The sequence below is a fragment of the Butyricimonas sp. Marseille-P2440 genome (genome assembly GCF_900091675.1).
Classification (GTDB): domain Bacteria; phylum Bacteroidota; class Bacteroidia; order Bacteroidales; family Marinifilaceae; genus Butyricimonas; species Butyricimonas synergistica.
The window spans coordinates 1,452,113-1,465,440 of sequence record NZ_LT594610.1 but is presented as its reverse complement, the minus strand read 5'-3'; the positions used below and the strand labels follow the sequence as shown (position 1 = coordinate 1,465,440).

11 protein-coding genes and 1 riboswitch are annotated in these 13,328 nt (G+C 44.4%); of the genes, 7 read left to right on the top strand and 4 right to left on the bottom strand.

What is annotated here, in order from left to right; all coding sequences use genetic code 11:
* Positions 1–42: 42 nt before the first annotated feature.
* The 3 genes from BN8899_RS17205 to BN8899_RS17195 all read right to left on the bottom strand — a co-directional run bounded on the left by BN8899_RS17205 (position 43) and on the right by BN8899_RS17195 (position 1,689).
* Positions 43–480, bottom strand: a complete 438-nt coding sequence (locus BN8899_RS17205) for a peptidylprolyl isomerase (RefSeq protein WP_018336301.1) — start codon at positions 478–480, stop codon at positions 43–45.
* A 190-nt stretch (positions 481–670) separates the two neighbouring features.
* Positions 671–1,033 (bottom strand): hypothetical protein, encoded by a 363-nt coding sequence (locus BN8899_RS17200; RefSeq protein WP_018336302.1) that lies wholly within the window; start codon positions 1,031–1,033, stop codon positions 671–673.
* A gap of 5 nt (positions 1,034–1,038) precedes the next feature.
* Entirely contained in the window at positions 1,039–1,689 is a 651-nt protein-coding gene (locus BN8899_RS17195; protein WP_018336303.1) for a hypothetical protein, read from the bottom strand.
* 199 nt (positions 1,690–1,888) lie between these two features.
* Between BN8899_RS17195 and BN8899_RS17190 the strand changes: the two genes are divergently transcribed.
* The 3 genes from BN8899_RS17190 to thiE all read left to right on the top strand — a co-directional run bounded on the left by BN8899_RS17190 (position 1,889) and on the right by thiE (position 4,581).
* A complete protein-coding gene (locus BN8899_RS17190) occupies positions 1,889–3,073 on the top strand; it encodes a carboxypeptidase-like regulatory domain-containing protein (RefSeq protein WP_065220305.1) in 1,185 nt (394 codons plus the stop codon).
* Positions 3,074–3,155: 82 nt separating this feature from the next.
* Positions 3,156–3,950: a hydroxyethylthiazole kinase gene (thiM, locus tag BN8899_RS17185; RefSeq protein ID WP_018336305.1), complete on the top strand. Its 795-nt coding sequence runs from the start codon at positions 3,156–3,158 to the stop codon at positions 3,948–3,950.
* 1 nt (position 3,951) lies between these two features.
* Positions 3,952–4,581, top strand: coding sequence for a thiamine phosphate synthase (gene thiE, locus BN8899_RS17180; protein WP_018336306.1), 630 nt, complete (start codon positions 3,952–3,954; stop codon positions 4,579–4,581).
* A gap of 185 nt (positions 4,582–4,766) precedes the next feature.
* Here thiE and BN8899_RS17175 read toward each other — a convergent pair whose 3' ends face one another.
* Complete coding sequence (locus BN8899_RS17175; RefSeq protein WP_065220304.1) at positions 4,767–6,113, bottom strand: sodium-dependent transporter; 1,347 nt, start codon at positions 6,111–6,113, stop codon at positions 4,767–4,769.
* A 251-nt stretch (positions 6,114–6,364) separates the two neighbouring features.
* On the opposite strand from BN8899_RS17175, the gene guaA reads away from it, so the two are divergent.
* The 4 genes from guaA to BN8899_RS17155 all read left to right on the top strand — a co-directional run bounded on the left by guaA (position 6,365) and on the right by BN8899_RS17155 (position 13,316).
* Entirely contained in the window at positions 6,365–7,894 is a 1,530-nt protein-coding gene (guaA, locus tag BN8899_RS17170; RefSeq protein WP_065220303.1) for a glutamine-hydrolyzing GMP synthase, read from the top strand.
* 172 nt (positions 7,895–8,066) lie between these two features.
* Positions 8,067–8,269: riboswitch (cobalamin riboswitch) on the top strand.
* A gap of 122 nt (positions 8,270–8,391) precedes the next feature.
* Entirely contained in the window at positions 8,392–10,401 is a 2,010-nt protein-coding gene (locus tag BN8899_RS17165; protein WP_082987110.1) for a TonB-dependent receptor, read from the top strand.
* 10 nt (positions 10,402–10,411) lie between these two features.
* The gene (locus tag BN8899_RS17160; protein WP_187376939.1) at positions 10,412–11,575 is read left to right on the top strand and encodes a YncE family protein; all 1,164 of its coding nucleotides are present in this window, start codon (positions 10,412–10,414) and stop codon (positions 11,573–11,575) included.
* 25 nt (positions 11,576–11,600) lie between these two features.
* Positions 11,601–13,316: a PKD-like domain-containing protein gene (locus BN8899_RS17155; protein WP_065220301.1), complete on the top strand. Its 1,716-nt coding sequence runs from the start codon at positions 11,601–11,603 to the stop codon at positions 13,314–13,316.
* Positions 13,317–13,328: the final 12 nt, after the last annotated feature.

Here is a 13,328-nt window from a genome sequence, read left to right as displayed (position 1 = left end):
GGCTATTTCTTTGAATTATTTAAAAACAACTAAGAACACAGGCTACTCTTCTGTAATCACAATTTTTATGATTTTATCTCCTTGGCGGATGGCGTCAATAACCTCCAAACCCTCGTACACTTGCCCGAAGCAAGTATGTCTTCTATCCAGGTGTGCCGTATTTCTACGGTTGTGGCAAATGAAGAATTGAGAGCCCCCGGTATCCCGCCCGGCATGAGCCATAGACAAAACACCACGGTCATGATATTGGTTTTCTCCGGTCAATTCGCACTTGATCGTGTATCCCGGACCTCCGGTTCCATCTCCCTTCGGACAACCACCTTGGATCACGAAATCCGGGATTACCCGATGAAAGGTCAAACCATCGTAAAAACCTTCTTTGGCTAACTTCACGAAATTAGCAACCGTGTTGGGTGCATCTTTTTCATAAAAAAGGACTTTCATAACACCTTTTTCAGTCTCGATTTCTGCTCTATACATTACGAATTTGCTTTAGAATTTTCTCTAGCAAATGTAGGTTTTAAAATGAATGGAAGCAAGTTGTCTAATGTTATTTAACGCATTTTATGTAATATGACAGCTAGGCTGCTATATGTTGCAAGTTACAGGCTTGCAGGTTACAAGTTGAATTTATTTATTAATAAACCTGTAGTAATCAGGGAAAGCGGAATCAATTTATCTCTTGTTTTAATACGTCGGGGAGTTCCAGACCTCTTTTCTCGAGGCTGATAAACCAATCGGATAATTCTTCCGGGCGAATGGAATATAATACTTCCCGAAACTGGTCGATTTGTTCATCATTGAACTGGTCGGATGGAATACCCCTGTACAAGTCTAATTCCTCGTCATCAAAGTATTCTATTTTTTCGTCTACTTTTTTCAATCCTTTTTCACAGATAGCGTGAGCCCCACAGCAATCGGCAGGAGGGGCTATGATAGGAGTCTCTTCTGTCTTTTTTTTCGATTTGGAGAGGAATGTAAAAAGGGCAACTATCGCTAGAAGCCCTATTATACTGATGATAATGTAAATCATTTCAATTACTTGGAAAGTTCTTTCTTCAATAGATTTACCTGGTTTGTCAACTTTTCGACTTCTTGAGTCTTCTTGTTCAGCATACTTTTGGCGTCAGCCAATTGTTTTTTCACCCCGGCGATTTCTTTTTCCAAACGGGCAATTTCGCTGTCTTTGAACTTGATATTTGCCTTGATGGTTTCCACCTCGTTCTTTAATTTCCGGTTATCCCAGTCAGCATTGGTCTTGTATTCTGCCAATTGCTTCTGAAGCAGGTCACGTTCTTCGGTAGTTCTTTTCAATTGAAGTTGCAAACCGTTCAATTGTCCCTCGTTATCCTTTACCTTTGATTTTACCTGTTCGGAAACATCTTTCAATTCGGATTTTAAAGCGGATTCCTTGCTTTGCAGAGTACGCAATTGCACGTAAAGATCGTCAATTTGCTTGTCTTTAGCTGCATTATTTGCGGTCAACTGGTAACGAACGGCGTTGAAGTCTGCCTTGAGTTTCTGCATTTCGGATTCCAGAGTCTTTTTATCATTTGCCAATGTTGCCACTTCTCTGTCTACGCTTCTCTTTGCTCGTGCTAACTCCTCGTATTTCTTTTTTGAAACGCAAGAGGAGAAAAGTAACGTGAAGATCAAAATGCCTGATATATAAAATAACCCTTTTCTCATACTGAAATGTTTAAATTGAACTTTTTCTATTGTTGTGTGGCAAAAGTAGTAAATTATTTGTGTATAACAAAGAATATAGGAGGTGGCAGAATCTTAATTTATTGTTAATGACTCGTGACCAGTTGTCAAATTCGTGTGTCAAATACATATTTATTTATATATTCGCGATAGAAAATGATTACAGAATAATATAATTGCTATGAATAAGAAAATCCTCTCGTTACTCGTTTTGTTTTTTGGAGTATTGTTTGCCGTTCAGGCTCAGAATGATGGAAAGATACGGGTGAAGGGCGTCGTGTTGGATGAAGTTACACGCAAGCCGATAGAATTTGCCAATATCGGGATTCTCGGTACGGTTGCCGGGGCAGCTTCGGATATGGACGGGCTGTTTGAATTGATCGTTTCCGAAAGATTGGCAACTTACACGATGAAAGTCTCGGCTGTCGGGTACTCTGCCGTTGAAATGAAACTATACGAGGCAAGGGATAAAGGAGAGGTTCAGATACTTTTGAAACCGATGACTTACGGGATTAATGAGGTAGACGTGACAGCAGAATCCTTGGTGTTGAAGAGGTTATTGCAGAACGTGGTGGACAATATCGGGAGAAACTACATTCCTCGCCCTTATAATTACGAGGGATATTTCGAGTATGGAGTACGGGTGAATGATGGGGAGAAAAAATCGAAAGAGGCTATCGTGGAGATTTATGATAGCGAAGGATACAAACGTTCTAACGTGGAGCAGGCGTTTAAGGCATTAAATTATAATTTCTCGCAAGTGCGCCGGAGCGATGAATCGACTTCCGCTACTGACGGGTTGATTTTCTTTGATGATATCATCACGGCGGATATAGTGCGCAATACCCGTAATATTTTGGATTTGGAGAATTACAGGGACTTCAAACTGAAAAGCAAAGGTAAATTCATGTACGAGGGAGATTCCGTGCAGATCGTGTCTTACGAATGCTTGAAACCTTCCCTGTCGAATTCCGGTACGGCTTTCGTGATGAAATACAGCGGAGAGATATACGTGGAGCTAAAGAATTATGCTGTCATCAAGAACGTGATGCGGATCACGTCTTCCGCGTTTAACCTTTTGGGAAGAAATCTGATATTGGCAGGCGACAGTCCCCGCAACGAGGTTATGGCTACGATCACAACCAATTACAAAAAAGTAAGTTCTTATTACTTTTTGAGCGGGGTGAGCGTGGTATATACTTACTTGGATGGTGGCGAGCGAGTAAAGGGAGAGATGCAATACCAGACGACTAAGGTAAGCGTGAACAAGACAACTCCTATTGCTGGACGGGTGTATTATGAAGAAGTGCCGACAGACAAGAATTTCTGGGATCGTTACACGATATATTTGGAAGAAGAAGATTAAAAAAAGTCCCCAATCGGGGACTTTTATTTTAGATTTAAAGATTTTGAATTCCAGCCACACGTGCCATCATTTTTTATAAGCTATGAAAGAACAGATTTGGAAGAACATCGAACAAATGAGAGCCGAAGCTCCATTGGTACACAATATCACGAATGACGTCGTCATGAACAACACGGCAAACGCTTTGCTGGCTGCAGGTGCTTCCCCGATCATGGCGCACGCTTTGGAAGAAATAAACGAGATGGTTGCCTTGTGCAGGGCAACCGTGATAAATATCGGGACGTTAGACCGTTTCACTGTGGAATCCATGAAAGCGGCCATTCGGCGAGCTAATGAAATTCATCATCCCGTGGTACTCGACCCCGTGGGGGCGGGAGCTACGAGTTTCCGGAATAAAGTTCTTCAGGATATACTGTCTGCCGGAACTCCGCGATATATCCGGGGAAATGCTTCCGAGATTATGACTATGGCAGGTTTATCCACGACCTCCAAAGGGGTGGATAGTACCGAATCTTCGTTAAATAGCCTAGAGGCAGCCCGGGTATTGAGCCGTCGGGTGGGATGTGTCGTTTGCGTGAGCGGGGAAACAGATTTAGTGGTTTTGGGGGATAGGGTGGTGTACCTGCACAACGGTTCCCCGATGATGGAAAAAGTTACCGGGTTGGGATGCACGGCTACGGCTATTTTAGGCGCTTTTGCCGCCGTGGTGGAAGACGAGTTTATGGCAGCCGTGAGCGCTACAGCTTTCATGGGTATATGCGGGGAGATAGCTGCGGAAATGTCAAAAGGTCCGGGGACTTTACAATTGAATTTATACGACGTGATGTATAATCTGACACGTGAGCAATTCATGCAATACGTGCGAATTTCTGAATGATATGGATGCTCGGCTTTATCTGGTTACCGATGAAGGTTTGCTTCACGGTAAAGATCTTTATCGCACGGTGGAAGCAGCCGTGAAAGGAGGGGTAAAGATGGTGCAATTGCGGGAAAAAGAATCTTCTACACGAGAATTTATAGAACGGGCAATTCGTTTGAAAGCACTGTTAGCCCCTTATCATGTTCCCTTGATTATCAACGACCGGGTAGACGTGGCACTGGCTGCTGATGCGGATGGGGTACACGTTGGACAGAGTGACATGCCCTATTCGCGGGTAAAACGATTGCTTCCGGAAGGAAAAATAATCGGTTTGTCGGTAGAAAGCCGGGAACAGGTGCTTGAAGCTAACGGGTACGACGTAACTTATATTGCCGCCAGTCCTGTATTTTCTACCACGACGAAAACAAACACAATAGTGGAGTGGGGATTGGAAGGGGTTCAATGGATTCGTTCCGTGTCACGCCATCCGTTGGTGGCTATCGGGGGAATTCATCCCGATAATATCGCCTCTATTTTTCAAGCGGGAGCGGATAGTGTGGCGGTGATTTCTGCGATCATCGGGTCTGACGATCCGGAGAAAGCAGCTCGAGAACTGATACAGCTTATTCCCGAGCCAAACATTCGATGAAGACCCAATGAGAATTCGGTGAAGACCCGAGGTAAACATCTCTCACTGCCACTTTGGCTACAGGCTTGCTCTATTGTTGCTATATCAAAGAATATAGCAACCTAACAGGGGAACTGTAGGGAGAACGGCGGTGGGAGATTATTACCTCGGATTCTCATTGGGTTTTCATTGGGTTTTGGGTAGTTCTAGAACACACCTAACGAATGCAAAAGTATAACCAGTATAAACAAGGGTGCCACGTATTTCAACACGAATATAAGCGGTTTTAACAGCCATAATTTCAATTGACCGTCATTAGTCAACTCGGCGATCAATAAGTGACGATCGAATCGCCATCCCACGTAAACGGAAATAAGGATTCCCCCAACGGGAAGCAGGATATTGGAACTGATAAAATCAAAAATTCCGAATATGGAAAGATTTCCTATATGTACATCCTTCAAGGGACCGAATGACAGAGTGCACAGGATGCCGAACAGGGTGACGATAACCGTTGAAATAATGGTTGCTTTGCGCCGGCTGATATGCTTCTCTTCCACGAAGAAAGCAACGATCACTTCCAGTAGCGAGATCGACGACGTCAGAGCAGCCATGGTTAGTAAAAGGAAAAACAGGATTGCCCATAATTGCCCGAATGCCATACTTTGGAACACTTGGGGCAGCGTGAGGAATACCAGTCCGGGACCTGAGTCCGGGGCGATATTAAAGGCGAACACGGCTGGAAATATAGCGATACCCGCCAACAAGGCAATCAAGGTATCGGCACAGATGACTTGTAATGATATGGAGGTTAGATTTTCGTTCTTCTTGATGTATGACGCGTAAGTTAACAGAACTCCCATACCGATGGATAGAGAGAAAAACGCTTGCCCGAGGGCGGAAAGTACGCCTTGGGAAGTCAACTCCGAGAACTTGGGCAAGAACAGGAATTTTATACCTTCCATGGCTCCATCCAGCGTGCACGCCCGAATCCCTAGGATCACGATTAACACGAATAACAACGGCATCATTAGTTTCGTGTATCTTTCAATCCCTTTCTTTACGCCTGCCAACACGATAAATCCAGTGAGAACCATAAAAATGATTTGCCAGAACACGGGCTTGTACGGGTTGGAGATAAAATTATTAAACAGGTCGTTTAAGTTCACCTCGGAACCGGCATGAAACGAGAACGAAAGTGATTTCACCACGTATTCCAACGTCCACCCGGCGACCGTGCCGTAAAAGGAAAGAATCATCGTGGCAGCCAGCAACACGAGAATCCCGAAATAGCGCCAGGGTGTTTTTGGTTCCAAACGGTCGAATGTCCCGAAAGCGTTCCGACCGGAATATCTGCCGAGGGCGAACTCCGAGAGCATTACCGGGAGTCCGATTGCGATAGTGAAAAAGACATACACGAGCAAAAAGGCTCCGCCGCCGTTGTTTCCTGCCTCGTAAGGAAATTTCCAAATATTACCCAATCCGACTGCAGAGCCAGCCAGTGCGGCGATTGCCCCGAATTTGGAGCCGAAACTATCTCTCGTGTTGTGCATCTTAAAAAGAGTTATAGATTAACAGATTACAGGTTACAGGTTTTAATTGTAAATTGCAAATTACAAGTAAAATTACGATTTACAGCGGCATCAGGTTACACGCCGGGGGCTTTTACTTTCAACTTTCCGGCGGTCTGTAACTTGCTAACTTGTAATCTAAAACTCTTTTCCGCTAACTTTTTGAAACTGTTATCTATAAAGTTACGGGGAAAAAAGTTATCTTCGCGATAAAATAAAATAAGCGATTCACAATGCAAGAGAAGATTTTAATACTTGATTTCGGTTCTCAATACACGCAATTGATCGCGAGACGCGTGCGAGAACTGAATGTCTATTGCGAGATTTATCCCTTTAATCATTATCCGGCACTTGATGTATCCGTGAAGGGTGTCATCCTTTCGGGCAGTCCGTTCTCCGTTCGGGACGAGAAGGCTCCGCGGCCGGATTTGTCTTCCATCAAGGGAAAATTACCTTTGTTGGGAGTATGTTACGGGGCACAATATCTGGCTCATTATTTCGGGGGGGAAGTGAAGGCTTCCAACAAGAGAGAGTACGGTAGGGCAAATTTGTCCTTCGTGGATAACGGTTGTCCGCTTTTCAAGCATATCAGCCAACATTCACAGGTATGGATGTCGCACGGGGATACGATTGAAACATTGCCGTCACATTATACCGTTGTTGCCAGTACGGCTGACGTGGAGAATGCCGCCTATCGGATCGAGGGTGAGGAAACGTACGGTATCCAGTTCCACCCGGAAGTATATCATAGCACGGAAGGAACCGAATTATTAAAGAATTTCGTGGTTGACATTTGTGGTTGCAAACAGGACTGGACTCCTGATTCTTTTATCGAGACCACGGTTGCCGAATTGAAAGCAAAATTAGGCGAAGACCGTGTAATCTTAGGTTTGTCGGGGGGAGTAGATTCCACTGTGGCTGCTATGTTATTGCACCGGGCTATCGGTAGGAATCTGACTTGTATATTTGTCGATAACGGGTTGCTCAGGAAAGATGAATTTTCTTCCGTGATGGAGAACTACAAGGAGTTAGGCTTGAATGTCGTTGGCGTGGATGCCGGGGATCTTTTCCTTTCCCGTCTTGCCGGAATAGAGGAGCCCGAGAAGAAACGCAAGATTATCGGGGCTACTTTTGTGGACGTGTTTGACAAGGAATCACACAAGATAGAAGATGCCAAATGGTTGGGACAGGGAACAATTTACCCGGACGTGATTGAATCATCGTCGGTAAACGGTCCGTCGCAAACCATTAAATCGCACCATAACGTGGGCGGTCTTCCCGATTACATGAAATTGAAGATTGTAGAGCCTTTACGTCTGTTATTCAAGGATGAAGTCCGTCGGGTGGGCAAGAGCCTCGGGTTAGCGGATAAATTCCTGAAACGCCATCCTTTCCCGGGTCCCGGGCTTGCTATCCGTATCTTGGGCGAGATCACGAAAGAAAAGGTGAGATTGTTACAGGAAGCCGATCATATTTACATATCTATGCTTCAGGAAGAGGGATTGTACGACAAAGTATGGCAAGCGGGTACAATCTTATTACCGGTCAAGAGTGTCGGCGTGATGGGAGATGAACGTACTTACGAGAGCGTCGTTGCCCTGCGTGCCGTGGAATCAACGGACGGAATGACTGCCGACTGGTGTCATTTACCTTACGAATTCTTGGCAAAAGTATCTAACAAGATTATCAATAACGTGCGGGGAATCAACCGTGTTGTTTACGACATCAGTTCCAAACCGCCAGCCACCATCGAGTGGGAATAATTCGTTAAAAATAAATAAAATCCCCTTGAATTTCAGTCAGATAATTCAGGGGGATTATTTTGTTCTGATCAATTTTATAGGGATAAGCGATAAATTTATTGTTGTTGTAAAATTAAATATTGAAAATAAATTCTTTTTCCTTTTTTTATTTGATTGTATTGCTTTTATTATATATTTTTGCAGCGATTTTGGTGTCACACCTTGTTTCAAGCGTGTGGTGAAAAGGGAATCAAGTGAGAATCTTGAACAGACCCGCTGCTGTAAGCTCTACTAAAATCTTTGAACACGACTCAAATCCACTGTTTCAACATGAAATGGGAAGGGCGTTTAAAGATGGAGTAAGTCAGAAGACCTGCCAATATCGTTGATCTAAAGCTTTCTGGGACTAGAGCTTGGATGCAGGTATTTTTTATCATATTTTTGTTGTAATAGATAATTGTAGGTATTTGTATCTATTCGAGTACTGGGGAGCTGTTGTATTTTTATAACGGCTAAAGATGAAACTAATAGTATTAGGAGTACTGATTTCGTCATGTTTTGTTGCCCCTTGTTTTTCGAGTGCGCAGCAAGTGGATTCAACCAAGACGTACCGTATTAACGAGGTGGAAGTGTCTGCTCCGAGGGTGCGCAAAGAAGTGATACCGGTGCAGGTCATGGAGGGAAAAGCGTTGGAAAAATTAAGCGTTCACTCGGTGGCGGATGCGTTGCGTTATTTTTCCGGGGTACAAATCAAGGATTACGGAGGAATAGGAGGTTTGAAAACCGTGAATATTCGGGCTATGGGTACGCAGCATGTAGGGGTGTTTTACGATGGGGTCGAGTTGGGAAACGCTCAAAACGGTACGGTGGACCTCGGGCGTTTTTCCTTGGACAACATGGAAGCGATAACTCTTTACAACGGACAGCGGAGCGCAATATTCCAACCGGCAAAAGATTTCGGTTCTGCCGGTTCCATATATATGACGAGTCGGGTACCTCGATTTGCGAAGGGTGAGAAACATCATGCCAAGTTTACATTCAAGACCGGATCTTTCGGTGTAGCAAATCCCTCGTTCTTGTGGGAACATCGTTTAGGGAAAAAGGTGGACGGGGCTTTGAGTGCGGAATATATGTACACGACAGGGAAATACAAGTTCTCGTATAAAAAGAAAAACGGGTACGACACGACAGAGGTGCGCCGGAACGGGGATGTGAATGCTTTGCGCGTGGAATACGGTTTGTTCGGGAAGGTAAACAACGGAGACTGGAAGGCAAAAGCTTATTTTTACGATTCGGAGCGAGGGTATCCGGGGGCTTCGGTGCGGGAGGAACCCGGTAAATTCAAGCATCAAGACCGGCAATGGGATTCCAATTTCTTCTTGCAAGGTACTTTCCAAAAACACTTCAATTTTTATAGCCTGCTCGTGAATGGCAAGTATGCATACGATTATTTGCATTATTTATCCGATCCGCGGTTAGATGTGAGCACGATGTATGTGAACAATCATTTCCGGCAGCATGAAGTCTATTTTTCCGTTGCCAATATGTTCACGATATTCCCGTTTTGGAACGTGAATCTTTCCGTGGATTTCCAATGGAATAAGTTGAACGCAGATCTGGTGAATTTTGTCTATCCCAAGCGTTTCACGACTTTGGTTGCTGCTGCTACAACCTTGCATTTTGAACGCTTCAAGTTGCAGGCGAGCGTGTTGGGAACTTTCGTACACGAGCGCACGAAGGTGGAGAATGGGGCGGCAGATGACGTACAGGAATACACCCCAACGGTGGTTGCCTCTTGGCAACCGTTTCGTGCCGATAATTTTAACGTGAGAGCATTTTATAAACGTGTATTCCGGATGCCGACATTGAATGACTTGTATTATACTTTTATCGGGAATATTTACTTGGATCCGGAATACACGAACCAATATAATGTAGGGGTGACGTATGCCTATATGCCGGAAAATAGATGGTTGGAGCGTTTGGAATTTCAGGTAGATGCGTATTACAATGAGGTATCGGATAAAATCATTGCGATGCCGACTTCCAACCAATTCCGTTGGACGATGATAAATCTCGGGGAGGTCGAAATCCGTGGGATTGATGTCGCCGTGCAGGGCGGTTGGCGATTCGGGCAGGATTGGTTGCTGGATACTCGGGTGAATTACACCTACCAAAAAGCCCAGGATTTCACGAAGAAAGAGAGTGCTTTCTACGGGGACCAGATTCCTTATATCCCGTGGCACAGTGGTTCCTTGATTTTAAACGGAACGTACAAGGAGTGGTTTTTAAATTATAGCTTTATCTACACGGGAAAACGTTACGAGGCGAGCGCGAATATCCCGGAAAACAGAGCGAAAGAGTGGTACACGAGTGACTTTTCGTTATCCAGGAATTTTTCATGGAGGCGGCCTACGATCCGATTGACTGCAGAGATAAATAATATTTTTAACCAGCAGTACGAGGTGGTGCAGTGTTACCCGATGCCGGGAACAAACGTGAAGTTTATTGTCAATATAACTATCTAAATAACAAAGTATGCGTGTAAATAGAATGAAAATTTGGGCGTTGACGTTCCTGCTGGGGATATTTTCGTTTTCCTGCAGGGATGATGATGACGAGATTATCCCATCGGTAGTGACAAAGGTGACACCAAGTGACTTGGTTGCCGGTCCCGTGAAAGGTTTTTTCTTGCTGAATGAAGGTAACATGGGAAGCAATAAAGCCTCGTTGGATTATTTTGATTATACCACGGGAGAGTATCACAAGAACATCTTCCCGGAACGTAATCCAAACGTGGTGAAAGAATTAGGTGACGTGGGGAATGATATTCAGATTTACGGGAACAAACTGTATGCCGTAATAAATTGTTCACATTTGATCGAGGTGATGGACGTGAATACGGCAAAGGAAATTTCCAAAATAACGGTAACGAATTGCCGGTATATTGTTTTCAAAGATGGTTATGCTTACGTGAGTTCGTATGCCGGACCGGTGCAGATAGACCCGAATGCACGTTTGGGGGAAGTGGTGAAGATTGATACAGCGACGTTGCAAGTTGTGGGAAGTTGTACGGTGGGTTACCAACCGGAAGAGATGGTAATTGTCGGGAATAAATTATACGTGGCAAACTCGGGTGGTTACCGGGTGCCAAATTATGACAATACGGTGTCGGTGATTGATTTGGAAACCTTCACGGAAATGAAGAAAATCAAGGTAGCGATTAACCTTCACCGGATGCGGGTAGACCAGAACGGGTTGATCTACGTGACTTCCCGCGGGGATTATTACGACGTGCATTCAAATACATACGTGCTCGATTCCAAGAATGATATGGTGGAAAGGAAATTAGATTTTCCTGCCAGTGAACTGTATTTGTGTGGGGATTCCCTCTACTCGTACAGCACGGAGTATAGTAAGGTTACGGGGAAGTGGAGCATCAACTACACGATTTATGACACGAGAGCCAAGCGGGTTGTTTCTCGCGGATTTATCAAGGACGGGACGGATAAGTTGATCGAGACACCTTATGCGTTGGCGGTAAATCCTGAGACGGGGGAAATATTCGTGGGAGACGCGGGGGATTACGTCACCCCGGGAATTCTTTATTGTTTCACGCCGGACGGGAAAAAGAAATGGAGCGTACAGACCGGAGATATTCCGGCACATATTGTGTTCACGACGAAAGTTTTACAAGATTAATAATAGTTTAATTTTATCAGTAGTTATGAGAAAAAAAGTTCAATTTAAGTTCATGTTATTGCTGGCGCTCATGGCTGGTGTTTTCATGGCTTGTGATGATGATGATGAGAAGTTGGATGTAGGTAATCCTGATTTTACCTTTAATTCAGAAACTGGAGAGTATTTCGTGAGAATCGGGAAAGAGATACCTCTAAGTGTCCACGTGGCAGATGCGGTGAATCCCGTGTATGCCTGGAAACAAGATGGCAAGATTGTGTCGGACGATACGATATACTATTTTCAGGGGAAAATCATCGGGGAGAGTTTTGTCAAATTTCAATTGGATGCTGACAACGGGAGTGTAGCGAAACAGGTAAAAGTGAATGTTGTCGATCGTTTAACTCCGCGGATTAAGACGGAAGCTGCCGCTGTGGCTTATTGCGGAATCGAGCGGGAGTTTGCCGCCGAAACGGAGTACACGGATGAAACTACAGTATTTGAATGGAGTTATGGCGGGAAGGTCGTGTCACATGATTCTATTCTTAAATTCAAAGAGGAAGACATCAACGTGTACACGCTTGCCTTGAAGGTTACGAACGAGGATGGCGTTGACGTGAAAAGCATCAACGTGTCGGTTATTCCCGAGGAAGAGCCTTTGTTATTCTTCGATAACGCTCGCTACGTGTTGCCCTCGATGTTGGATAAGGCAATTACGATGACTTGTCCCATCGGTAAAAATGTCGTGTTGGCTCCTGTGAAATTTGCCATCAGCGATCAGGCTGTGTACGAGTGGAAAGTGGATGGGCAGGTGCAAAGTGGACAAACTTCCGTTTGTTTTAATTTTACTCCGTCGGCAGAGGGAAAAACGTATGAAATTGATGTCACCACGACGGATAAGGGCAAAACGGCATCCGCAAAAGTTTTCGTGCAATGTACCCCGAAAGAAGGAACCTATTTCAGACCGACAACTTCCAGAAGCAGTTATATTTCCAACCATTGTTTCGAGTTTACACCGGCTCCCGGGCAATTTATTCGTTTCAACCAAAATCAGACAGCCGAGGATGCGCGTAGACAGATTCAAAATACTTTAGATAACGGTGGTGGTACAAGTTGGATCGCATCCCTTGGTGCGTGGGGCGGTTATTTTATCTTGGGATTTGACCATAGCGTGGAAGATGACGGGTTAGGAGAGGCGGATTTTGATATTGTGGGTAATCCTTTAGGTAAATATTGGTGTGAATGTGGCGTCGTTTGGGTAAGTCAAGATGAAAATGGCAATGGAATTCCGGATGACACGTGGTATGAATTGAAAGGGAGTGAAACGGGTAAACCAGGTATCACGCAACGGTATGCCTTGAAATATTACCGTCCAACAGCAGAAAAGCAAGATGTATTATCTATTGATAATGACGGGAATTTAAGTTTCTTGGCACGCAACGCTTATCATCCCGATTCCGGTTATTATCCTTGGTTCATGAAAGAAGAGTATTATATCCTTACTGGTACGTGTTTAGGTAATCAATTCAAAACAGAAGGGCTTGAAACCAACTGGGGTTTTGATTGGGGATACGTGGATAACATAAATGAACCGGCAGGATTCCGGATTGAAAATGCTATCCAACAAGACGGAAGCCCGGCAAATCTGAAATATATTGATTTCGTGAAAGTGCATACGGCACAAATGGGACAAGGTGCTGCCGTGGGAGAGGTTTCCACGGAGTCGTCCGCGGCGATGGATTTACGTTTAAAAGATAAAAAATAATAGCTAAAATAA